General features: G+C 53.8%; 21 protein-coding genes. 12 read left to right on the top strand and 9 right to left on the bottom strand.

Annotated elements, in window-relative coordinates; translation table 11 throughout:
* Positions 1-82 precede the first annotated feature (82 nt).
* Both H0S68_RS07525 and cynS read left to right on the top strand, forming a co-directional pair.
* On the top strand, positions 83-736 hold the full coding sequence (locus tag H0S68_RS07525) for a carbonic anhydrase (protein ID WP_046374088.1): 654 nt from the start codon (positions 83-85) through the stop codon (positions 734-736).
* Between the two features lie 18 nt (positions 737-754).
* The gene (cynS, locus tag H0S68_RS07520) at positions 755-1,225 is read left to right on the top strand and encodes a cyanase (RefSeq protein ID WP_046374089.1); all 471 of its coding nucleotides are present in this window, start codon (positions 755-757) and stop codon (positions 1,223-1,225) included.
* 71 nt (positions 1,226-1,296) lie between these two features.
* On the opposite strand, the gene H0S68_RS07515 is transcribed toward cynS, so the two are convergent.
* The gene (locus tag H0S68_RS07515) at positions 1,297-1,791 is read right to left on the bottom strand and encodes an AAA family ATPase (protein ID WP_410529284.1); all 495 of its coding nucleotides are present in this window, start codon (positions 1,789-1,791) and stop codon (positions 1,297-1,299) included.
* Between the two features lie 224 nt (positions 1,792-2,015).
* Positions 2,016-2,363, bottom strand: a complete 348-nt coding sequence (locus tag H0S68_RS07510) for an antibiotic biosynthesis monooxygenase family protein (protein ID WP_020825969.1) — start codon at positions 2,361-2,363, stop codon at positions 2,016-2,018.
* 97 nt (positions 2,364-2,460) lie between these two features.
* Here H0S68_RS07510 and H0S68_RS07505 point away from each other — a divergent pair, with 97 nt between their 5' ends.
* The 6 genes from H0S68_RS07505 to H0S68_RS07480 all read left to right on the top strand — a co-directional run bounded on the left by H0S68_RS07505 (position 2,461) and on the right by H0S68_RS07480 (position 9,046).
* A complete protein-coding gene (locus H0S68_RS07505; RefSeq protein ID WP_020825967.1) occupies positions 2,461-3,144 on the top strand; it encodes an ArsR/SmtB family transcription factor in 684 nt (227 codons plus the stop codon).
* A 63-nt stretch (positions 3,145-3,207) separates the two neighbouring features.
* Entirely contained in the window at positions 3,208-3,915 is a 708-nt protein-coding gene (locus tag H0S68_RS07500; protein ID WP_020825966.1) for a glutathione S-transferase N-terminal domain-containing protein, read from the top strand.
* 253 nt (positions 3,916-4,168) lie between these two features.
* On the top strand, positions 4,169-5,596 hold the full coding sequence (phoA, locus tag H0S68_RS07495) for an alkaline phosphatase (protein WP_410529283.1): 1,428 nt from the start codon (positions 4,169-4,171) through the stop codon (positions 5,594-5,596).
* A 188-nt stretch (positions 5,597-5,784) separates the two neighbouring features.
* Entirely contained in the window at positions 5,785-6,357 is a 573-nt protein-coding gene (locus tag H0S68_RS07490; RefSeq protein ID WP_316044338.1) for a GNAT family protein, read from the top strand.
* 447 nt (positions 6,358-6,804) lie between these two features.
* A complete protein-coding gene (locus tag H0S68_RS07485; RefSeq protein ID WP_020825962.1) occupies positions 6,805-8,382 on the top strand; it encodes a malate:quinone oxidoreductase in 1,578 nt (525 codons plus the stop codon).
* Between the two features lie 205 nt (positions 8,383-8,587).
* Positions 8,588-9,046, top strand: coding sequence for a helix-turn-helix domain-containing protein (locus H0S68_RS07480; RefSeq protein WP_128864019.1), 459 nt, complete (start codon positions 8,588-8,590; stop codon positions 9,044-9,046).
* Between the two features lie 61 nt (positions 9,047-9,107).
* Here H0S68_RS07480 and H0S68_RS07475 read toward each other — a convergent pair whose 3' ends face one another.
* The 4 genes from H0S68_RS07475 to H0S68_RS07460 form a co-directional block, all read right to left on the bottom strand.
* Entirely contained in the window at positions 9,108-10,151 is a 1,044-nt protein-coding gene (locus H0S68_RS07475; protein ID WP_128864018.1) for a fimbrial protein, read from the bottom strand.
* A gap of 11 nt (positions 10,152-10,162) precedes the next feature.
* Positions 10,163-12,778 carry a fimbria/pilus outer membrane usher protein gene (locus tag H0S68_RS07470; RefSeq protein ID WP_020825959.1) on the bottom strand — a complete coding sequence of 872 codons (2,616 nt, stop codon included), beginning with the start codon at positions 12,776-12,778 and terminating at the stop codon, positions 10,163-10,165.
* A 28-nt stretch (positions 12,779-12,806) separates the two neighbouring features.
* Positions 12,807-13,490, bottom strand: coding sequence for a molecular chaperone (locus H0S68_RS07465; RefSeq protein WP_020825958.1), 684 nt, complete (start codon positions 13,488-13,490; stop codon positions 12,807-12,809).
* Positions 13,491-13,561: 71 nt separating this feature from the next.
* Positions 13,562-14,089: a fimbrial protein gene (locus tag H0S68_RS07460; protein ID WP_012005952.1), complete on the bottom strand. Its 528-nt coding sequence runs from the start codon at positions 14,087-14,089 to the stop codon at positions 13,562-13,564.
* A 516-nt stretch (positions 14,090-14,605) separates the two neighbouring features.
* Here H0S68_RS07460 and H0S68_RS07455 point away from each other — a divergent pair.
* From H0S68_RS07455 to H0S68_RS07445, 3 genes are all read left to right on the top strand, one after another.
* On the top strand, positions 14,606-15,322 hold the full coding sequence (locus H0S68_RS07455) for an EAL domain-containing protein (protein ID WP_217330978.1): 717 nt from the start codon (positions 14,606-14,608) through the stop codon (positions 15,320-15,322).
* A 22-nt stretch (positions 15,323-15,344) separates the two neighbouring features.
* Positions 15,345-15,935, top strand: a complete 591-nt coding sequence (locus H0S68_RS07450) for a LuxR family transcriptional regulator (RefSeq protein ID WP_020825955.1) — start codon at positions 15,345-15,347, stop codon at positions 15,933-15,935.
* Positions 15,936-16,117: 182 nt separating this feature from the next.
* Positions 16,118-17,740 (top strand): FMN-binding glutamate synthase family protein, encoded by a 1,623-nt coding sequence (locus tag H0S68_RS07445; RefSeq protein ID WP_115059427.1) that lies wholly within the window; start codon positions 16,118-16,120, stop codon positions 17,738-17,740.
* A gap of 130 nt (positions 17,741-17,870) precedes the next feature.
* Here the strand turns inward: H0S68_RS07445 and betA are convergent, their stop codons facing one another.
* From betA to betI, 3 genes are all read right to left on the bottom strand, one after another.
* On the bottom strand, positions 17,871-19,538 hold the full coding sequence (gene betA, locus H0S68_RS07440; protein ID WP_410529282.1) for a choline dehydrogenase: 1,668 nt from the start codon (positions 19,536-19,538) through the stop codon (positions 17,871-17,873).
* Between the two features lie 219 nt (positions 19,539-19,757).
* Positions 19,758-21,230, bottom strand: coding sequence for a betaine-aldehyde dehydrogenase (gene betB / locus H0S68_RS07435; RefSeq protein ID WP_020825952.1), 1,473 nt, complete (start codon positions 21,228-21,230; stop codon positions 19,758-19,760).
* Positions 21,231-21,250: 20 nt separating this feature from the next.
* Entirely contained in the window at positions 21,251-21,847 is a 597-nt protein-coding gene (gene betI / locus H0S68_RS07430; RefSeq protein WP_046374098.1) for a transcriptional regulator BetI, read from the bottom strand.
* Positions 21,848-22,260: 413 nt separating this feature from the next.
* Here betI and H0S68_RS07425 point away from each other — a divergent pair, with 413 nt between their 5' ends.
* Positions 22,261-24,300 carry a choline transporter gene (locus H0S68_RS07425; protein ID WP_020825950.1) on the top strand — a complete coding sequence of 680 codons (2,040 nt, stop codon included), beginning with the start codon at positions 22,261-22,263 and terminating at the stop codon, positions 24,298-24,300.
* Positions 24,301-24,328: the final 28 nt, after the last annotated feature.

Raw genomic sequence — 24,328 nt, 5'->3', positions numbered from 1 at the left:
CCATTATAAATGGGTCTTAGACCCTATAGCCAGAGCGGCGCATCATGCCCCCATCGCTTAACAGCATCCTGATGGAGACAGCATGAAAGAGGTTATTGAGGGTTTTTTGAAGTTCCAACGCGAGGCGTTTGTCGAACGGTCCGAACTGTTCCGGCAGTTGGCCACGCGCCAGAACCCACGCACCCTGTTTATCTCATGTTCCGACAGCCGCCTGGTGCCGGAACTGATCACCCAGCGTGAGCCGGGTGACCTGTTCGTGATCCGCAATGCCGGCAATATCGTGCCTTCGTTCGGCCCGGAGCCGGGTGGCGTAACAGCTTCTGTGGAATATGCCGTCGCCGCACTCGGCGTGGAAGATATCGTGATCTGCGGACACTCCGACTGCGGCGCAATGACCGCCATCGCCACCTGTCAGTGCCTGGATCATATGCCAACCGTAGCGAATTGGCTGCGTTACGCCGATTCAGCCAAGGCGGTGAATCAGGCCCATCCGCATACCTCTGAAAGTGAACGCGTCAGTTCGATGGTGCGTGAGAACGTCATCGCACAACTAACCAATATTAAAACCCATCCTTCAGTGGCGCTGGCGCTTGAGCAGGGCCGGTTGAAGCTGCACGGTTGGGTCTATGACATTGCCAGCGGCTGTATTGAAGCGCTGGATGGCGAAACCCGCCGCTTTATTCCACTGGCCACCAATCCAAATGTCACGGCTACCCCTGCCGTATCCCGTTTTTGATCTCAATAAGGAGATAACATGACACAGTCCCTGCATTATTCATCCCCACGCGAAACCTTGACCGACACCATTATGGCCGCCAAGATCCGTAAAAACCTGACTTTCGAAGCGATCAACCAGGGTACCGGGCTGAGTCTGGCCTTCGTCACCGCCGCTCTGCTGGGTCAGCATCCGCTACCAGAACAGGCGGCGCGTGTGGTGGCCGCCAAGCTCGATCTGGACGAAGACGCCATCCGTCTGCTGCAAACCATTCCGCTGCGCGGCAGCATCCCTGGCGGTGTGCCGACCGATCCAACCATTTATCGCTTTTATGAAATGGTGCAAATTTACGGCTCCACGCTGAAAGCGCTGGTGCATGAGCAGTTTGGCGACGGCATTATCAGTGCGATAAACTTCAAACTGGACATCAAGAAAGTGCCGGATCCGGACGGTGGCGAACGCGCGGTGATCACCCTGGACGGTAAATACCTGCCAACCAAGCCTTTCTGATCCTGACGATGCCGGCGATAGCGTCGCCGGCATCGGATGCTTTTCTCCGCAGTCTCTGCGCTTCACCCCATCTATTCACCGTATCTGATAAGGCTCAGGCGTTCTTCCTCGGTAGGGGCGACAAAATATTGCGTGAGCAGATCGAAGGTCTCTTCACTGAGCACAAAGGGATGTTCACCTTGCTCATTTCTGTGTTTTATTCTGCTCTTGCACTGCGCATTGCTGACGTCCAGAAAATGCAGGCAGTGCGCTACACCGGCCTCCTCCGCCAGTTGTCTGCCCCATAAGCGCCGATCCGGCGTATTCATCGGAAAATCCAGCACCACCGACAGACCATGCCGCAGCAGTTGCACCAAATGCTCGCTCAGCACCTGCCGCAGGTTGGCGGAATAACGAACGTAGTCCTGTAGGGTTTTCATCTGCTGGTCATATAACGTTGCCAACCAGCTATCTTCAACGATCAGCAGCGTATGGGGCTGCTGCGCCAGTCGATTTGCCAGAGTTGATTTGCCGGAGCCGGCTTTGCCGCACATCAAATGTAAAACGGCGTGGGAAGAATTATTCATGGCGTTCTCCTGAAGGTGAGTACCGGCAGGAGGAAAAGATGGCCCGCCTTACCGGCGGGTTTTAGCATGACAGAGACGCGCTATCCCACCACTCCGAGAATGGTGATAATAATCTGCGCGAATGAAACCTTGTTTATGCTCATACATTATCAATAAGGCAAATCCCCACATATTGTCAACAACGCTGTGCCTCACAGAGTCATAACTGATAATGGCCGCGCACTTTACCCCGCGTGATAGCCGCGGCTGTCATGCGGGGTCTGTTCTCGCTGATCCAGACCATAGTCCCGCACCACCTCAGCCACCCGTAGGCGATACTGTGCCAGCACGCCATGGCGGCCCCGTTTCTGTGCGGCTCGGTGCTGCTCGACATTTCGCCACTGCTGTACCGCCGCCTCATCACGCCAAAAGGACAGTGACAGCAGCCGCTGCGGATCGGCCAGGCTTTGAAAACGCTCAATGGAAATAAAACCGTCAATTTCTGCCAGTAGCGGCTTCAGATCGGCGGCCAAATCAAGGTAGGTCTCACGTTGGCCGTCAGCGGCCTGCAGCTCAAAAATAACGGCAATCATAGGGCGCTCCTGTCAGAGGTAAAACTCAGGCACACATTCATTTTGTGAACTCATCCTAACGGTGGACGCACAGCCATACTTCGCCTAACCTCGAAGTATGAATAACATCGATATTGAAGATCGTCTGGCGGCACTGAGCGGTGCCATTGCCGACCGCACCCGGGCGCGCATGCTGTGCCTGCTGATGGATGGTCGCGCTTATACCGCCACCGAACTCAGCGCCGCGGTGGACGTTGCCGCCTCTACGGCCAGCGGCCATCTGGCACGCCTGCAGGAACAGCGACTGATCGCCTGCGTCAAGCAAGGGCGTTACCGCTATTTCCGTCTGGCAGGGCCGGAAGTCGCCGCCGCGCTGGAAACGCTAATGGCACTGGCCGGCGTCGAAAAGCCCGTGGTGAAAAGCACTACTCCGACGTCATTGCAATTCGCTCGTACCTGCTATGACCATCTGGCCGGTGAAGTGGCGGTAAAACTGCACCAACGCCTGCATCAGCTAACCTGGTTAGAAGGTGAGGAAGACTATCGGTTAAGCGAGGCCGGCCACGCTGCACTCACTCGGTTGGGCGTCGACTGTTCCCCTGCGCCCTCACGAAGACGCTTCGCCTGCGGTTGCCTGGACTGGAGCGAGCGCAAGGCCCATCTGGGTGGTGCATTAGGTGCGGCGATGCTTACCGCATTTATCCGTCGTGGCTGGATAAAACGCCAGTTGGAGAGTCGTGAACTGCAGCTCACCGCCAGCGGGAAAAAAGCGCTTAAAGCACATTTTGACCTCACTGTTTAACCTCACAACAGGTTAGTTTTGGTGCAATACTCAATAAGCAAACCGTCAACCCGAGGACTCCCCATGCTCGATCAAACCCAATTCCCAATCACCAAACTGTGGCCGGCGCAGCATCCGGAGCGGCTGCAGCTCTATTCGCTGCCCACGCCGAACGGGGTAAAAGTTTCTATCATGCTGGAGGAGATCGGCCTGCCGTATGAAGCGCACCTGATCGACATCGGCAAAAACGAGACCTGGACGCCCGAGTTTTTGTCGCTGAACCCGAACGGCAAGATCCCGGCAATCATCGATCCCGATGGCCCTGGCGGCAAGCCATTACCCCTGTTCGAATCCGGTGCCATTCTGCTGTATCTGGCGGAAAAAAGTGGCAAGTTCCTGCCGCAGGATCCGGCTCTGCGTTATGAAACCATTCAGTGGGTATTTTTCCAAATGGCAGCCGTTGGCCCCATGTTCGGTCAGCTCGGCTTCTTCCACCGTTTCGCCGGTCGTGAATACGAAGATAAACGCCCGCTTGAGCGTTATAAGAATGAGTCCAAACGCCTGCTGGGCGTACTGGAAAGCCGGCTTGAAGGCCGCGACTGGATCATGGGCCAGGATTACACCATTGCCGACATTTCACTGTTGGGCTGGGTGCGTAATCTGATCGGCTTCTACGAAGCCCGCGAGATAGTCGATTTCGACAGTTTCCCACGCGTAGGGCAATGGCTGGAGCGCGGTCTGGCACGACCGGCGGTGCAACGCGGCGTCAACATTCCCGCCCGCAGCGAATAATGGCTTGCCTGGGATAGCCGCCCGGCTATCCCTTTTGCGTCTTCTTTACCGTCATAAAAGTGTCACACCCCTGCATTACCCTCCCTGCCTAACAAGTTCGTGTTATACCCCTATGATTTTTAAGCCACGGTCAGGCACCCAAGGCGCTTACTCCAGTAAGTAACCTGGGGTTAGCGAGTGCTGGTAACCACGCTGTAGCTTGAAAGGCGACCGGGTATTTATGTTTTTATATTACGACAAGGAGCTTTCCCCGATGTTGCAGCCTGTTTCCCTGATCGCCAGTGCCGTGTTATCCGCCTTATTATGCTCAAGCGCCTTCGCCGATGAGACGCAGGCCAACGCTGCCGGACTTTCCGAGCGTGCGGCTCGCGGCAATATCGTTGAACCCGGCGGAGCACGTCGCCTGAGTGGCGATCAAACCGCGGCATTGAAAGCTTCGTTGTCTGATAAAACGGTCAAGAATGTGATTTTGCTGATTGGCGACGGCATGGGCGATTCGGAAATCACTTCGGCACGCAACTATGCCGAAGGCGCAGGCGGCTATTTCAAAGGCATCGATGCCCTGCCGTTAACCGGCCAATACACCCATTATTCGCTGGACAAGAAAACCCACAAGCCGGATTACGTCACTGACTCCGCCGCCTCCGCGACTGCCTGGTCCACCGGCGTCAAAACCTATAACGGCGCGCTGGGCGTTGACGTTAATGGCAAAGACCAACCGACCTTATTGGAAATTGCCAAAGCGGCGGGTAAAGCCACCGGCAACGTTTCCACCGCAGAGTTGCAAGACGCCACACCTGCGGCGCAGATTTCCCACGTCACCTCGCGTAAATGTTACGGCCCGGAAGAGACCAGTGAAAAATGCGCAACCAACGCGCTGGAAAATGGCGGCCGCGGTTCGATCAGTGAACAGTTACTCAAAGCCCGCGCCGACGTCACCTTAGGCGGCGGAGCAAAATCCTTTAATCAGTTAGCCAAAAGTGGCGAATGGCAGGGAAAATCACTGAAAGAGCAGGCAAATGCATTAGGTTATCAGTGGGTGGAAAACCTCGATGCCCTGAACGCCGTTAACGTCGCCAATCAGCAAAAGCCGCTGTTGGGGCTGTTTGCCGCCGGCAATATGCCGGTACGCTGGCAGGGGCCGAAGGCCAGCTATCACGGTAATATCGACCAACCGGCGGTGACCTGTCAGAACAACCCGGCACGTACGGCGGATATCCCGACGCTGGCGGTCATGACCGAGAAAGCCATCGATCTGCTGAAAACCAACAAAAATGGTTTCTTCCTGCAGGTTGAAGGCGCATCGATCGACAAACAGGATCATGCCGCCAACCCGTGCGGCCAGTTCGGGGAAACTGTCGATCTGGATGAAGCCGTGCAGAAAGCATTGGAATTCGCCCGTGCCGACGGCAACACTCTGGTGATCGTCACCGCTGACCATGCTCACTCCAGCCAGATTATCGCCGCCGACGCCAAAGCGCCGGGCCTGACGCAAATGCTGACCACCAAAGATGGTGCGCCGATGACCATCAGCTACGGCAACTCGGAAGAGGATTCGCAGGGCCACACCGGCACCCAGCTGCGTGTTGCCGCCTACGGCCCGCATGCCGCCAACGTCGTCGGGCTGACCGATCAGACAGATTTGTTCTATACCATGCGTGACGCCATGGCGATCAAGTAAGCTAACGACCCCGTCCACTGATTAATTAAACCCTGTTCATCGTTGCTCACGCCGGCGATGAACAGGGTTTTCGCCGTTTGAAACCTCCAGGCTACTGCTATATTGTGGGACCTGTATTCCTCGCAAAAATGTTCTGCCCTGTTCGTAAACAAACCAATGTGATCCCACCCGACAATAAGGATGTGCTCTTGCATTTGATTACCCTGCCCTTCGACACCGAACGCCTGCAACTGCGCCGCTTCACGCCCGACGATCTCGAAGCCTACTCGACTTACCACCGTTTGCCGGAGGTCTATCGTTATCTGTATGCCCCCACCCCGGACAACGCGCAACTGGCCGATCAGCTTGCTCAGGCGATAGCTTCGCGCTTCAGTCAGGACGGCGATATTTTTTATTGCGCCGTCACCCTAAAGGACAGCGGAGAGTTGATCGGTGAAGTGTTGTTGAAACTGGCTAACCGCGCAGCATTACAAGCCGAGATCGGTTATATCTTCAGCCCGGCTTATGCCGGTAAAGGTTATGCCAGCGAAGCCGTGCAAGCGATGTTGGATCAGGGGTTTAACCAAGTGGGCTGCCACCGCATTTTTGCCCGGCTCGATGCTGCCAATCAGGGGTCTATCGGGGTCGTCGAACGTCTGGGGATGCGCAAAGAGGCGCACCTGCGACAAAATGATCGTTTCAATGGCCAATGGGGTGATGAACTGATTTATGCACTGCTGAAAGAAGAGTGGCCATCGGCAGCAATGAAGGCCCGCCGCTAAGCGTCAACCAGCATCTTGGCCGCACTGAAATGCCCGGCGGCCATTTTCATTTTGTTACCTGCTGCTATTTGCCATTATTCCATAAATATTGTGTGATATTGGCATATCGTTTAAATCAGCGGCAATTAGACCTTATTAATTTAGCGGTTATATTTAAATAAAAATAATAAATGAATGATTCCTGCCTTTAATGGGCTTTTTTTAGTTACAAAAGTAGTTTTTAACAATATTGCAAACAATAATATCCCCGCAGTAACCAGAGTTGAACAACCTGTCCCCAGACAGCCTGTAATAATCCACTTTTCGTTAAGAAAACGATTAACAAAAAGACATTATCACTGTCACTCGGCTTAGCCGGGCGGGTTAGTTTTACTTATTTCCAGGGTAACTCCCGATAAATTCTTTCACCTGCAATGAGTAGAATTTACACACAAGAGATTTGATTCAATGAGAAAATTACTCGTCCTGATCTTCTGTCTGAACCTGTTTGGCGTTACGCAACAGGCGACGGCGGAAGAGAATAAGTCCGTTGATGTGGTATTGATCGGCGGTGGCATCATGAGCGCCACGCTGGGGACCTACCTGCATGAGCTGGAGCCAAACTGGTCCATCGACATGTATGAGCGCATGAACGGCGTGGCTGAAGAAAGCTCCAACGGCTGGAACAACGCCGGTACCGGTCACTCCGCCTTCGCTGAAATGAACTATACCCCGGAAAAAAAAGACGGCACCATCGACATCAGCAAAGCCGTGGTGGTTAACGAGTCTTTTGAAATCTCGCGTCAATTCTGGTCTTATCAGGTGAAAAATAACGTCCTGAAAGATCCAAAATCCTTTATTAACAGCGTGCCACACATGAGCTTTGTCTGGGGTGACGACAACGTCAACTTCCTGCGCAAACGCTATGCCGCACTGCAACACAGCACCCTGTTCCGTGGTATGGAGTACTCAGAAGACCCTAACCAGATTAAACAGTGGGCTCCGCTGGTGATGAACGGCCGCGATCCGGCGCAGAAAATTGCTGCGACCCGCATGCCGCTGGGTACCGACGTTAACTTTGGCGTGATCACCCACCAACTGGTGGACACGCTGACCAAAAACCCGAACTTCAAGCTGAACCTGAGCCATGAAGTCCGCGACATCAAGCGCAACGCCGACAACACCTGGCGCGTCACCGTGGCCGATCTGAACCGTGACGGCAAAGAAACCACCGTGAATGCCAAATTCGTGTTTATCGGTGCAGGCGGTGCTTCTCTGACGCTGCTGCAAAAAACCGGCATTCCCGAAGCCGAAGGCTACGGTGCCTTCCCGGTCGGCGGTCAGTTCCTGGTCACCACCAACCCAGAAATCGCTGACCAACACCTGGCCAAGGTTTATGGCCTGGCCAGCGTAGGTTCACCGCCGATGTCGGTTCCGCACCTGGATACCCGCATGCTGGACGGCAAGCGTGTCTTGCTGTTCGGACCGTTCGCCACCTTCTCCGGCAAGTTCCTGAAAAACGGTTCGCTGTTCGACCTGCTGCACTCCCTGAGCACTTCGAACCTGATGCCAATGACCCACGTCGGGCTGGACAACTTCGACCTGGTGAAATACCTGGTGGGTCAGTTGATGATGAACGACGACGATCGTTTCGCTGCGCTGAAAGAGTACTTCCCTGAAGCCAAACAGGCAGACTGGAAACTGTGGACTGCCGGCCAACGCGTACAGATCATCAAAAAAGATGCAGATAAAGGTGGCGTACTGCAGTTCGGTACCGAAGTGGTCAGCTCCGAAGATGGCAGCATTGCCGCTCTGCTGGGTGCATCACCGGGCGCATCAACTGCCGCACCGATCATGCTGCACCTGATGGAGAAAGTGTTCAAAGATAAAGTGGCTACGCCGGAATGGCAGAGCAAACTGAAAGAGATCATTCCGTCTTACGGCCACAAGCTGAACGGCGATATTGAAATGACCAACAAGATCCGCGGCTACACCAGCAGCGTCTTGCAGTTGGACTATATCGAAGTGAAGCCGGAAACTAACTGATCCCCGCCTTTCCCCTCTTTGCTCAAGGCCGCCACGTGCGGCCTTTTTCATTTCCCTGCGACCCAAAGAGCACGTTTAGCCACCTTTTTCCTCCGGGTTAACACTTGCGTAACCCGTCTCCGCGGCCTATTATCAAAGTACTAGCTTGGATAATTACTGTTACCTACTGTGACCTGAATGTCGTACCCGCAGGAGAACTAAAACAATGGATCGCGTTAATATCATTCACGATTTGCTGGACTGGATTGAAACCCATCTGGATCAGCCGTTACTGTTAGACAACGTAGCGGCGAAGTCAGGCTACTCCAAGTGGCACCTGCAAAGGATGTTCCGCAGCACTACCGGGCATGCTTTAGGCAGTTACATCCGCGAGCGTCGACTGTCGCAAGCCGCGCAAGCACTGCGTTCGACACCGCGCCCTATTCTCGACATTGCCCTGCAGTTCCACTTTGATTCTCAGCCGTCTTTTTCACGCGCATTTAAAAAACAGTTCGGCAAAACGCCGGCGGTTTATCGTCGTACAACCCGCTGGGACGTCGCAGAGATGCACCCGCAACCGATAGAACCGCTGAACGGGCATCGCCACGAGTCCCCTGGCGTTCATCTGTGGTATGCGGGGAAATGTCTGGACAGTGTCTGCACCAACTGGGTTGGCCAGAGCTGAGAGAAAAATGCATTAAAAAAGGGGTTCAGCGCAGGCTGAACCCCTTTTTTACTGAAAGAGATTACTTAAAGGTTACGTCAATATTCGCCGAAGCACTGAATGGCCCAACCTGTGGATTGGTATTCAACCACTTCAGACTGGCCAAAAAGTTCTTTTCAACGATAGTACCGTTGACCAGGCCCAGATCAACCGGGGAGTTCATCATGATCGGCGTGTTCGGCGTTGCGGCCTGCGAAATTAAAATACCGAAGCCGCTGTTGCTGGTTGGCATAATCAGACTGTTATCCTGCAAGGGATAAGTGGTGCTGAAACTGGCCTGCAAGGTTTCCCCTTTGCAATCCTGCCCGGTTGTCGGGTCAGACATGTTAGCCGCAACGGAGAAAGGAACCTGCTTCTCGATTTTGCCGGCCACCGCATTTTGACGCGGAATGGTGCCAAAGTTTACGGTTGAACCGTTGTTAGCCACCACGGTAATTTTCGGGTTACAAGAGATAAACTGAATGTTGCCCAACCCGGAAATATAGGCGTTAAAGTTACTGTCTGGCGTGCCGTTCAGACCACCAACCCCATCCACCTGGAATACGGAATACGCGTTATTGTCATTGATCTTGCCGCCCGCAGGTGGCGCCTTACCCGTCGCCTTGATGTAAATGGCATAGGAAACCGTCACGGTCAACGACCTGGCTGGTGAAAGACATCGTGAGCCGGAACGACGACACTCGGTACCCGGCCCCACGTCTTGCTTGGCACCTTTAGTTGGCTTGATATCAAGGCCGTTGTAGGTTACACCGACTTCAATCGAGTTATGGATCTGGCTCATGCGAGCCTTAGGATCCCAGTACAGGAAGGCATTTTCCCCTTTTGGGTTATTCCAGTCATCCACACACTGGAAGGTCGAAGTGAAGGTCTGTGAACGCCACAGTAATGCCCCAGGGGCAGTATTGGCCGTTGACACCTTGATCGCCTTATCCAACACGATATCCTGACGAATGTTGCCATTCTGCTTACAAGCCAGCGCAAAGCTACTCTGCGAGAACGTCCCCAGCGTGACCAGCAGCCCTGCCGCCAGCCCGAGGTTTTTATGTTTTAACAACAAAGAAGACATATTCATTCCTTTTACGGTTTTCCGCAGGTCAGCGAAAGTTCCTGATAGCCCATCAGCTGTTCGGTCGCCGATTTCAGTTCCGGCACCACCAGTGAACAGCTGTCGCCGGCATCGCTGCCCCATTTAACCAACAGGCGATCCCCTGCGGATGCGCCGGAGATATAAATATCCCCATTGGTACCCACGGTACCGTTGTTCTTGCCGTCGGCGCTAAACACGTTGGCGCCGATTGGCGGTACGCTGCCGTCCAACAGTTTACTGTGTACCAGCAGGCTTTGGCCGGTATGCGTTTCAAATTTCACGCGGGTAATGGCGCCATATGTCGGTACCACGTCGCGGGCCGCCATCGGGATATCCAGGCCGTTGCCGATATCCTCAGTGCGCAACGCCACGCGGTTGTGACGATAAGGTGAGGCCGAGGTCATTACCGCGTAACCGAAGCGGTCGATAGCCACACCCGGCTGGTTTTCCAGACGGACGCCCTTGGCATCTTTGGCCTCAACCAGCACAAAGGTATTTTGCAGCGGCTGGGTCAGCGTCACGCCGCCGGAGTGCGCCACGATACCGCCCGACACGCCCAGGGTAGACTGCTGGTAATCATTGCTGTAGCTGTAACCGGCATTGACGGTACCCATGCTGCCCTGGTAGCCGACGTTAGCCGAGCTGGTTTGGCCGGAGTAACGATCGTGACCACTTTGCACCGCGTAGTTCAGACGGTTATCGTCCAGCGCGGTACCACTCAGGCCAGCGCTGTATGTATTACCGCTCTGCTTGCTGTGACCGGCGTTGAAGCTGGCCGTCATATCAGACGAATCGCGGCTGAAGAAGCTGAACGGAATAGAGACGCTCATGTTGATGCTGCGATCTTTATAACCGTAGTTGCTGCGGCTGTCCTGATAGAACACGCCGTAGCTGATATTTTTGTAGCTGCTGTTAAAGCCGGTTTGAACCGTACGATCCTGGCCGGAGCCGCCCCAATATGACTGGTTGCTGATATTGGTGTACAGCGTTGAGTTACCGGCAATACGCTGGTTGATCGACAACTCTACACGCTGGCGTTTGTTATTGAAACGGCTGGTGTAATAGGTACGACGACGTGATTCTGCCCAATCCGGCACGCCCAGATTGCGGTCATTCTCATCGTAGTAATCGTTACGGTAGACGCCGTTTTCATAGCGATCGCGTTCCGCAACCGCATCAGAGAAATCATAGTAACCAGAGGTCGAGTAACGGTAACCGGCGATCTGGAATTCGGTGCCCCAGTCGTTGAGCGATTTGGAGTACAGGAAGCGGAAGCTCTCCCCCTGTTTGTCGTCACCGTTGACCAGGTTGGTGTCGGAATAGGACATATCGAAGGAAACTGCCCCCCAGACACCCATGTTTTTACCCATACCCACTACCGCCGAACGGTAATTTTCCGCGACCAGCACCCCACCATAAGGCGTGATGTCATACGCCATGCCGTGGGACAAGGTGCCTTGCACAAACTTCGGCTGGTATTTGGTGGTGCCGTCATGGTATTTACCGGCGGTCATCTGGTAGTCCCAGATCCCTTCGCGCAGCATGTTCGGCACGGAAGAGAACGGCACCACGAAAGAGGTTCTTGAACCGTTGGCCTCAATGACCGTGACGTTCAGGTTACCGCTCAAGGTGCTTGGGAAGATGTCGGTCAGCGCAAACGGACCCGGCGGCACGTTGGTGCTGTAAATGGTGTAGCCGTTTTGGCGGATCTCAACGCGGGCGTTGGTCGACGCCACGCCACGGACCACCGGCGCGTAACCGCGCTGGCTTTCCGGCAGCATATCGTTGGCGCTGGAAATCTGCACACCGCGGAACTGAATGCTGTCGAATACGTTGTTATTGGTGTTGGTCTGGCCAATCACCAGACGGCTGCGCAGGGAAACGATGTCGGTTTCCGCCCAGCTTGAAACGGTATTCCAGTGCGTGCCGGCACCCGACTGCTGATTCAGCGTCGAGTTGTTACGCAGGCGCCAATTACCGACATTGATGCCGTTGTTCAGGCTCAGGAAGTAGTAGTCGGATGTTTTATCGTTGGCGTTATTACGGTAATTATTATGGTTGCCGCTGAAGTTATAGTTAACGAAACCGGCGTTAATCCCGCGATCGTAAACCTTCGGCGAGATAGCACCCTGTGGACGCGGCTCCAGGAATATCTGCGGCACTTCCAAATCCATACGCTGTATGGCTGCGTCGTAGCTCAGCTTGGCACCCGAAATTTGCTGTGACAGAGCGTAGCACTGCGCGGCACCTTCGGTTTTCATATCGCCCGGCAGTTTTACACCGTAGTCCTGGTAATCCTGCGCAGTCAGGCAAGGCGTTACCGGCGTGTCTTTGGCGTCTTTTTTGAATTCGATGTCGCGGTGATCGATACGCTGTCCGTTCAGGTAAATATCGAACGGATATTTACCTGGCAGGATATCATCGCCGCTGGACAACGCTGCCACCTGGGCAATGTTGTCATCGCCATGGATGAAGGAGGTGTTGAACTGCTCCTCCGCCATGGCCATATGAGAGAATGAAAATGGCACCGCAGAAAAATAAATTACACCATTAATCAGCCTGACCAAACGTTTTGGCGTGAGGGTTGTTATTCTTTTATGTGCCATTTTTTGTTCATTCCTTGAAGGGCTTAAATCAATTTAATGCAACGTTCTTAATCTCGGTGTGGCCGCCGTAATCGTTGATATAGGTGAACGACATACTGTTGGCCGACTGCGCGCCCTGTGGCAGAGCAATCCGCAGGCTATCTTGCGGTTTCACCATGTCGGCATTCACTTTCCAGCTTTTGCCACCGCTTTTCAGCGTCAGTACACCCAGCGTCACAAACAGTGGACCATTGTTGGTCACCACCAGATTGCTGCCCTGACGCTGCCATTTCAGAGCCTCCGCCTGCTGTTGCAGGTTGGCCTTCAAGGCTTCTGGGCGGTAGAACAGTTTGATACGGGTACGGATCGCCACCTGCAGCACGTTGTCTTGCTTAGGCGTTGGCGGAATTTCCTGTACGTTTACCCAGAGCAGACTTTCTCTGTCCTGCGGTAACCCGCTGCCGGAATAAATAAAGCGCAGAATTGCGTCTTTTTTGGCAGCCAGTTTTAAAATAGGTGGAGTGACCACGATCGGTAAATTCTTCGGCATCTGGCTTGAATCGCCAGTATCCAACCAGGTTTGCACCATATAGGTGTCGTCGCTGTCATTGCTGATTGAGAGCGATGCGGATTTACTTCCGCTGTTATAAATTACGCGCGTCGAATCAACCTGAATTCCGGCAAAAGCATTTACGGAAAACGCGAATAAAATACAAGAAAGCACTTTTTTCATCGGAATATCTCAACTCTCAGAATTTAGCCGTCCGTGGCCAATAGCTCTATCTATCCTGCCAGCGAATTAAATTACTTGTATTCGATGGTGAAGGTAGCGTTAGAGTTTGCCTGACCCGCAGTTACCAGATCCTGGTAAGATTTATAACGAGCGCGCAGGTTGAAAGTCGCAGAACCTGGGTTGTCGCCATCAGCAGCAACAGAAACGGTCGCTGGAGTAGCAACTTCCTGAGAGATTGGCAGAGTTGCGCCGTTGTTATCCAGGATTTCAACGCCAACGCCGTTAGCGCCGCCAGTTACAGCCAACAGCTCTGGGTGGCCAGCTGGGGTGTTACCGTCGAAACGCAGGGTGTAGTTACCCGCTTCACATTTCTCCAGGCTAATATCGAAAGCTTTAGCACCGCTGGTAGAACCAGAAGTTGGGAATGCGGTAGTAGGGTATTTACCCAGGTAAACTTCTTTATTCTGGTCTTTATCAACAACTTTACAGGTGGACTGTACGATTTCACCGGTGAATTTAACGTTGCCGCTTGCAGCAGTAGCGTTATAAGCAGTAGCAGACAATACCAGCGCGGCCAAAGGCAATAATACTTTTTTCATTTCCAGCTCCATAGAAAAACAATAAAATAATCGATTCAGTGACAGACGAATATATAGTTCCCCGGCACTGAGCATACACTCAGCGATAGCACTCCTTGCTTAAAAGGAGTGTTGCCTCGATGAACCCATTGCCGGACGAAATATAGACTAAGCGCATTCTTATTGTTAAATCGTTTAAAACATTCATAACCCCCCTCTTGATAGGAATAAACTATCAACAAATACCTATCGATCGATGTTGACGATTCAATCGAATAGGAATAATCTGTGTTTTGGAAAGTCATGCAGTCAGACATTTTTCTTTAAGGCCTGATTAACAGCATATTATTCCGTATATTTACATTTTGTTACCTTTAGAGCCCTTTGGACTTCACGACTAAATGCGCGTTAAATGGTCTGCAAGCGACATTTCACAATCACGTCGCACCAAATAAGACATTTACCTATAAACAGCCTGATATTGAATTAATTTTAGTTAAAAAACAGGCAGTTACATATCAATCAAGGGATTGAGGAATGCGCAGTTCTTTTAGAGAGAAAAATAACGGAATTAATTATGTTTTCCAGCCAATGTTCGCAAAATCCGGACAATTGCTGGCCGTTGAGTGCCTATCTCGATTCACTTTTAATAGTGAATATGCGCATTTTTCTCCTGAACAGTTCTTTCGTACTGCCGATAGCGAGACCCGAATTGAGATTCTGTTAGACCAGGTCAGTCTGATAGAGAAATATAATCACTGGTTTCGTGAAAATCAGGTTATAGCCACGCTGAATGTAGATGACCATTCTCTACGCTCGTTGGCCAATAGCCATTTTGCAGAAAGAATTAGCGCCACTCGCTGTATACATTTCGAAATCAGTGAGAACTCAACCCGTTTGGTTAAAGATCGCGTTCATGGCGATCCTTCACTAAAGAGCTATTCATTTTGGCTCGATGATTTTGGTTCTGGCTATGCGGGTTTTTCCGCGCTGTATAACAGCCAGTTCCGCTTCGTTAAACTCGACCGCTTTTTGTTATGGGACTTTATGAAAAAGTCCGGCGGCGACGGTTTAATGCGCGCTTTATTGCGCTTTTTTTACCTTAATCATTACAAGGTAATTATTGAAGGGGTTGAAACCCCCGAGCATAAAAAATGGCTGGACGAAATGCCATATTACGCACTGCAGGGAAAGCTGTGGAAGGAATCCGACATCAAGGATTTGAACTCGCTTCTTACAGCTGAATACTTTTAACTCATTATGGGTGTTTGCCATTATGTCTAAAAACAATGTCCTTGTTATTAGTGAGTGTAAGTACAGCTATGTCGGCCTTTCGGTGTTACTGAAAAAACATTACGGCAAGTACGATATCAGACTGTTTTCAGATTTTATGCACGGTGGCGCCAAGGCGGAGAAAATAATTAAGCACGACATCGCCCTGATCTTCACCTCACAAAATCTGGAGCAAAGCGTTAACGTCATTGAAAGCCTGGTGTCTTTGCATCAGCAATACAACTCCAAAACGCGTCTGTTGGTGTTTTATGACGATGAACGCGTGGTGAAACTATTGTCGATCCTGGGCATCTCCGTTGAATTGGTGTCTACACGCATTCCACTTTATTCGCTGCAGGAAAAAATACAGAACCTGCTGGAAAGTAAAGAGCCCGGGGGGATAAAAATGCAGAAAACCCGCGAGCTTAGCCCGGCGGAAAGCGACGTTATCTTCAACCTGTTGCGCGGTGACAGCCTGCTGCATATTGCCCAAAAGCGCGGCACCCACCCCAAAACGATTTTCTCTCAGAAATACAGTGCGATGAAAAAGCTGCGTCTGCGCAGCATGAGCAGTATTTTCGTTGCCAGCAAGTAACTCCCTCCTCCCCTTCAGGCTGCCACCGGCGGCCTGAAGGGCGGACTCAACGTTAAATTAATGTAACAATCAACGATAAAGCAGTAACAGCCACATAACACTCCTGTCTATTGGTTAGGATCCGCTCAGCAAACTTTCTGTGAGCCATGTCGTCTGGACTAATAAAAACATCAGGAGATGTTATGAAGTCATCATTATTCAGCCGTTATACCTGCCTTGTGTTGAGTCTTTTGCTGACGTTGGCGTCTTTGGCGCTGTTGTCCCATAGCCCCTGGTTTTGGCTACCGACGATCATTTTTGGTGGTCTGAGCGCTCTGGGCATTTATGATCTGACCCAACAACGCCACGCCATCTGCCGAAACTATCCGATCATCGGCCGACTGCGCTTTTTCTTCGAGTTTATTCGCCCGGAAATACGCCAGTACTTACTGGAAGAAGATAACGCGCAGATCCCGTTTTCACGTACCCAACGCACGCTGGTTTACCGACGCGCCAAAAATGAAATGGGCGACAAGCCGTTCGGTACCCAGTTGGACGTTTATCAAACCGGCTACGAATGTATCGGGCACTCCATGCGTCCGGTCGAGGTATCTGACCCCACCAGCTTCCGCGTGACGATCGGCGGTCCAGATTGCAGCCAACCCTACTCCGCGTCGATCTTTAACATCTCCGCCATGAGCTTCGGCGCCCTGTCGGCCAACGCCATTCGCGCCCTCAACCTCGGCGCGGCAAAGGGCAATTTCTACCACGACACCGGCGAAGGCAGTATCAGCCGTTATCATCGCGAAAATGGCGGCGACCTGGTCTGGGAATTGGGCAGCGGTTACTTCGGTTGCCGCACCGCCGACGGCCATTTTGATCCGCAACGCTTCGCCGAGCAGGCTAAAAAACCGCAGGTGAGAATGATTGAAATCAAGCTCAGCCAGGGTGCTAAACCCGGACATGGCGGCATACTACCGGCGAAAAAAGTGGATGCGGAAATCGCCGCAACGCGCGGCGTACCTGAAGGGGTCGACTGTATTTCTCCGGCTTCGCACAGCGCCTTCAGCACGCCAATTGAAATGATGCATTTCATCCAGCAGCTACGTGAATTGTCCGGTGGCAAACCCGTGGGCTTCAAACTCTGTATCGGCCACCCGTGGGAATTTGTCGCCATCGCCAAAGCCATGTTGCAAACCCAGATCTTGCCGGACTTTATCGTGGTGGACGGCAAAGAAGGCGGAACCGGCGCAGCACCGCTCGAACTGTCCAACTATATGGGCATGCCGCTGCGCGAAGGGTTGTTATTCGTCCATAACACCCTGGTGGGCTGCGGACTGCGTGACAAAATCAAGATTGGTGCCAGCGGTAAAATCATCAGCGCCTTCGATATCGCCAGCGTGCTGGTGTTGGGCGCCGACTGGGTGAACTCAGCCCGTGGTTTTATGTTCGCCGTCGGCTGCATTCAGTCGCAAAGCTGCCATACCAATCACTGCCCTACCGGGGTCGCCACCCAGGATCCACTGCGACAGAAAGCCCTGGTGGTGCCAAACAAGGCCGAACGCGTTTATCACTTCCACCAGAATACGGTGAAAGCGCTGGCAGAAATGCTTGCGGCGGCGGGCGTCAGCCGCCCTGAGCAGTTGACTTCGCATCATATGCTGCGCCGTATTACTTCAACCGAAATCAAGGTCTACGCCGACATCTATTACTACCTGGAGCCTGGTGCACTGCTGCAAAAAGAGATCGAAAGCGATTTTTATGCGCGCATGTGGCGCATGGCGACGCCAAACAGTTTCGATCAGGCGATCGCCCTGCCGGCTTAAGGGGTACGTTTGTACCTGCTGAGGTGAGAGATAACGGGAATGAATTGCCCCCTCGCCTCGGGGAAGGACATTGGAGAGGGGGTTGCTTGCTACAGCGGCCCTCCCCCTCAACGGCGAGAGGGCATGTGGGTTATGGCTTACGCGCCGGGGCGTCGCCGGCCACGTAATAGTCGGCATTGCTACGCGACAACGGCGTGCGCTGGCGAATACGATCGGCAATCTTCTCGGCGATCATGATGGTGGTGGCGTTCAGGTTACCGGTGATGATCAGCGGCATAATGGACGCATCCACCACCCGCAGGCCTTCCATACCGTGCACTCGCCCTTGCCCATCCACCACCGCCATCTCGTCTTCGCCCATTTTGCATGAGCAGGAAGGATGGAAGGCGGTTTCGGCATGCTCACGCACAAAAGCGTCCAGCTGTTCGTCGGTCTGCACTTCTGGCCCCGGGCTTATCTCGCGGCCGCGGTATTCGTCCAATGCAGGCTGCGCCATGATTTCGCGCGTGATGCGAATGGCATCGCGGAACTCCTGCCAGTCCTGTTCGGTCGCCATATAGTTGAACAAGATGCTCGGATGTTGGCGCGGATCCTTCGATTTCACCTGCACCCGGCCACGGCTTGGGGAGCGCATTGAACCGACGTGCGCCTGAAAACCGTGCTCTTTCACCGCGTTGCTGCCGTTGTAGTTAATCGCCACCGGCAAGAAATGGTACTGAATGTTCGGCCAGGCGAACTCTTCGCGGCTGCGGATAAAGCCACCGGCTTCAAACTGGTTGCTGGCGCCCACGCCGGTGCCGTTGAACAGCCACTCTGCGCCGATCTTCGGCTGGTTGAACCATTGCAATGCCGGGTACAACGACACCGGCTTTTTACAGGCGTATTGCAGGTACATTTCCAGATGGTCCTGCAAGTTCTCGCCCACGCCGGGCAGATCGTGCACCAGATCGATGTCCAGGCGGTTCAGCAGCGCCGCTGGACCAACGCCGGAACGCTGCAAAATCTGCGGCGAGGCAATCGCGCCGGCACACAGCAACACTTCACGACGCGCTCGGGCACTGTTGATTTGGTTACTTTCGCCCTGCAAGTAATCAACGCCCACAGCACGCTTACCCTCGAAGCGGATGCGGTCGGTCAACGCGTGAGTCACAATCTTCAGGTTTGAACGGGAACGAGCCTGATCCAGATAACCCCGAGCGGTGCTGGCGCGACGGCCTTTCGGCGTGACCGTGCGATCCATCGGGCCAAAGCCTTCCTGCTGGTAGCCGTTCAGGTCATCAGTACGCGGATAACCCGCCTGCACACCGGCCTCCACCATTGCGTGGAACAATTCGTTATTACCGGCTTTCGGCGTGGTCACGCTGACCGGGCCGTCGCCACCGTGATAATCATTAGGCCCGATATCGCGGGTTTCCGCCTTGCGGAAATATGGCAGGCAGTCCAGATAACTCCAGTCCTCCAACCCCGGTGCTTTTGCCCAGTTGTCGAAGTCCATCGCGTTGCCGCGGATGTAGCACATGCCGTTAATCAGTGATGAGCCGCCCAGCCCTTTACCCCGGCCACACTCCATGCGGCGGTTGTTCATGTGCGGCTCAGGATCGGTTTCATACGCCCAGTTGTAACGACGGCCCTGCAGCGGGAATGCCAGCGCGGCCGGCATCTGGGTGCGAAAATCCATCCGATAATCCGGGCCGCCGGCTTCCAGCAGCAATACGCTAACATCAGCGTCTTCGGTTAAACGGGTGGCTAAAACGTTACCGGCTGAGCCGGCACCGATAATGATGTAATCGTATTCCATACATTATCTCCTAAATATTCGTATGCCTGAATGATGCGAATGACTTGAATATCGCATGCTGAATATATCCAGGCAGTTTTGGATGCAAGAAAGGATTATCCCCTATGGATTTCGCGTTACAGCTAGGCGGCAAGGGCGTGGAACCCCAGGAGTCAAGTAAGTGACTGGGGTCCGCGTTCGCAGCCAACAACGCTGTAGCTTGAAAGACGACGGGGATATTTAAAAGATGGAAATATATTCGCCCAGCTCGACTTGTACCGATTTGACCTGGGTGTAATGTTCCAGCGTACTGAGGCCATTTTCACGGCCGACGCCAGACTGCTTGTACCCGCCGACCGGCATTTCCGGCGCCGATTCACCCCAGGTGTTGATCCAGCAAATGCCGGCCTCCAACTGGTGGATCACCCGATGCGCCCGGGTCAGATCGTTCGTCACCAAACCGGCAGCCAGGCCGAAGGTGGTGTCGTTCGCACGGCGTACCACTTCTTCTTCGCTGTGGTAAGTGAGAATGCTCATGACTGGCCCAAAGATCTCTTCGCGCACGATCTCCATCTCGTCACCGCAGTCGGTAAATACGGTCGGCGCCACATAAGCCCCTTTGGCGTATTCCCCCTCAGTCACACGTTCGCCGCCGCACAACAGCCGAGCGCCGCTTTTCTTGCCGCTTTCGATGAAGCGTAATACCGACTCCATATGCGCGAAGCTGACCAGCGGGCCGAAGTTGGTTTGTGGATCGGTAGGATCCCCCAGGCGAATGCGCTTAACGCGCTCGAGGATTTTGGCTTCGAACTCGGCCTGCAACGCTGCGGGGACAAATACTCGAGTCCCGTTGGTGCACACCTGGCCGGAGCTGTAGAAGTTGGCCATCATGGCGATATCGGCGGCGCGATCCAGGCAGGCGTCGTCAAAAATAATCAGCGGGGATTTGCCACCCAGCTCCATGGTGACTTCTTTCAGCGTCGAACCTGAGGCGTTAGCCATCACTTTCTTGCCGGTTTTTACACCGCCGGTGAAGGACACCTTGGCAATGCCGGGATGATCGGTCAGGTACTGGCCGACTTCTGCGCCGCTGCCGGTGACCACGTTGAATACGCCGTCCGGCAAACCGGCTTCGGTATAGATTTCCGCCAGCTTCAGCGCCGTCAGGGAAGTGACTTCACTGGGTTTGAAGATCATCGCGTTGCCTGCCGCCAGTGCCGGTGCGGATTTCCACAGGGCAATCTGGATCGGGTAGTTCCAGGCGCCAATACCGGCCACCACGCCCAGGGGCTCACGACGGGTATAAACAAAGGCGCTGTCACGCAGCGGGATCTGCTGGCCTTCGATCGCCGGGATCAGACCCGCGTAATATTCCAATACGTCGGCACCGGTAACGATATCCACCGCCGTGGTTTCCGACATGGCCTTGCCGGTATCCAACGTTTCCAGCGCGGCCAGTTCGTCGTTGCGTTCACGCAGAATATCCACCGCACGGCGCAGAATACGAGAACGTTCCATCGCCGTCATCGCCGCCCACACTTTCTGTCCGCTGGCTGCACTGGCCACCGCACGGTTGACGTCTTCAGCGCTGGCGGACTGGATCTCGGCAAGCACTTCACCGTTCGCCGGGTTAACCGCGTTGAAAGTTTTTCCATCGGTACTGTCTACATAGGCACCATTAATATAGAGCTTCTGTAAGCCAAAACGGGACATAGGTTCTCCTTGGGTTATCCTCAGGGTGGCGTTTGCCCCCGGAGTTGAAACGTAATGTATTCGGTCGTGAGCGCGATCGCCTGCGTCTGGTTGAACGCCGCGCCGCGCAACGCACTGCGCAGCCACAGGCCGTCAATCAGTGCTGCCAATCCTTTGGCTGCCAGTCGCGCCTGCGCCTTGGGCAGTTGGCGACTAAATTCGGCACACAGGTTGGAATACAGCCGACGGCCGTTCACCTGTTGCAGCCGATTAAGCTGCGGCTGGTGCAAGCTGCTGGCCCAAAACGCCAGCCAGGTTTTCATCGCCGCACTGTTGATCTGGCTGTCGTCGAAGTTACCGGCGACGATCGCCTGCAGCCGTGATGCCGGGCTCTGGTCGCTTAACGCCTGTAGCCGCAGCTTCACCGCCTCGCCCAAATGGCTAATCAAATAGCGCATAGTGGCTTCCAGCAGGCCGTTCTTGTCCTTGAAATAATGGCTGATGATGCCGTTGGAAACTCCGGCCCGCCGCGCTATTTGCGCGATGGTGGCGTCATGCATTCCCACTTCGTTCACCGCGGCCAGCGTGGCATCTATCAACTGCTGCCTTCTGATTGGCTGCATTCCTACCTTTGGCATAATTCGACTCTCACAAAACCGACTTCGGCCTCGTCTCAGCGGCGGGATTTCACGCCCTTTTCACCTGCTGAACTTGGTCTTCATGCTCACTATTAAACTTTTTTTTGATTGAACGTTCAATAAAAATTGCATATATTTTATTACCGCTTGGTTACAAATATGTACTTTTCGGTTGTGGAACTGGCTGATTTTTGTGAGGTATTTAACGAATCTGACCAAAATCAGTGTCTGTAAGCGGTTCCCACCACGAAACGATTTTCTGTTTCGTTAACAAGCAAAGCGGCAATCTTTGGCAAGCAGAATAGCGATTGCCGCGGCTTTATATCCGCACTTTTCCGGACGGCGCCGATGCGTCCGTTCAGGCTGGTGTGTGGGCACGATTTTACTCAGTTGTTAAAAAACAGAGGAAGACGATGACAACACGCGAAACCTCCTCAAAACCACAAAAGGATGGCCTTAATCCGGTGGTTTTCTTTACCTCGGCGGGGCTGATTCTGGCCTTCTCGCTGATGACCATCTTTTTTACCGATTTCTCCGGGCGATGGATCACCCGCACCCTGAATTGGGTTTCAACCACCTTCGGCTGGTATTACCTGCTGGCCGCTACTCTGTACATCGTATTTGTGGTGTTTATCGCCGCGTCGCGCTTCGGTTCGATCAAGCTCGGGCCAGAACAGTCGAAACCCGAATTCAGCCTGATGAGTTGGGCAGCGATGCTGTTCGCCGCCGGCATCGGCATTGATCTGATGTTCTTCTCGGTCGCCGAACCGGTGACGCAATATATGATGCCACCGGAAGGCCAGGGCCAGACGATGGAAGCCGCCCGCCAGGCCATGGTGTGGACACTGTTCCACTACGGGCTGACCGGCTGGTCGATGTATGCGCTGATGGGCATCGCCCTCGGCTACTTCAGCTACCGCTATAACCTGCCGTTGACCATCCGTTCGGCGCTCTACCCGATTTTCGGTAAACGCATCAACGGCCCGATCGGCCACAGCGTAGACATAGCGGCCGTGCTGGGCACTATCTTCGGCATCGCCACCACGCTGGGTATTGGCGTAGTGCAGTTGAACTACGGGCTGAAAGTTCTGTTCCACATTCCGGAAAACCTGACGGTTCAGGCCGCGCTGATCCTGCTTTCGGTGATCATGGCGACCATTTCGGTGACCTCAGGTGTTAACAAGGGCATCCGCATTCTGTCCGAACTCAACGTGCTGTTGGCGTTGGGACTGATCATGTTCGTGCTGTTCTTCGGGGATACCGAATTCCTGCTCAATGCGCTGGTGCTCAACGTTGGCGACTACGTTAACCGCTTTATGGGAATGACCCTTAACAGCTTCGCCTTCGATCGTCCGGTAGAATGGATGAACAACTGGACCCTGTTCTTCTGGGCCTGGTGGGTGGCCTGGGCGCCGTTTGTCGGCCTGTTCCTGGCGCGTATTTCGCGTGGGCGCACCATCCGCCAATTTGTAGTCGGTACGCTGATTATTCCTTTCGTGTTCACCCTGCTGTGGCTGTCGATTTTCGGCAACAGCGCGCTGTATCAGATCATTCACGGTAACGCCGCTTTCGCGCAGGAAGTAATGCAGTATCCAGAACGCGGTTTCTACAGCCTGCTGGCTCAGTATCCGGGCTTCACCTTCAGCGCCTCGGTGGCAACCATCACTGGCCTGCTGTTCTACGTCACGTCGGCGGATTCAGGTTCACTGGTTTTGGGTAACTTCACCTCGCGCCTGAGCGACATCAACAACGATGCGCCCAACTGGCTACGTATTTTTTGGTCGATAACCATTGGCCTGCTGACCATCGGCATGCTGATGACCGACGGCGTGCCCGCGTTGCAAAAAACCACGGTGATCATGGGCCTGCCGTTCAGCTTTGTGATCTTCTTCGTGATGGCCGGATTGTATAAATCATTGCGGGTAGAGGATTACCGCAAAGCCAGCGCGTTGAACACCAGTGCGCCAATGCCGGTGTCCAGCAATGACGTGCTCAACTGGAAACAGCGCCTGTCGCGCGTAATGAATTATCCTGGCACGCAGTACACGCAGAAAATGCTGGATACTCGTTGCCGACCGGCAATGCAAGAAGTGGCGCGTGAGCTGGAACTGCGCGGTGCCAAAGTGGAATTCAGTGAGGTACCGCCGACCGAAGATGAACGTTTGAGCCATCTGGAGCTGCTGGTGCATCTGGGCGAAGAACAGAACTTCATCTACCAGATCTGGCCACAGCGTTATTCGGTGCCGGGCTTTACCTATCGCGCTCGCTCCGGTAAGTCGCATTACTACCGGTTGGAAACCTTCCTGATGGAAGGCACCCAGGGCAATGACCTGATGGATTACAGCAAAGAGCAGGTGATCGGCGATATTCTCGATCAGTATGAGAAACACCTGAACTTTGTGCATATCCACCGTGAGGCACCGGGCAATACCCTGACCTTCCCGGATATGTGATCCGTTCATCATGGCCAAAAGGCGCAGT

The sequence above is a fragment of the Serratia sp. AXJ-M genome, from assembly GCF_046531865.1.
Taxonomy (GTDB): domain Bacteria; phylum Pseudomonadota; class Gammaproteobacteria; order Enterobacterales; family Enterobacteriaceae; genus Serratia; species Serratia liquefaciens.
The sequence above is the reverse complement of the archived record's forward strand: the minus strand, read 5'-3'. Positions and strand labels throughout refer to the sequence as shown.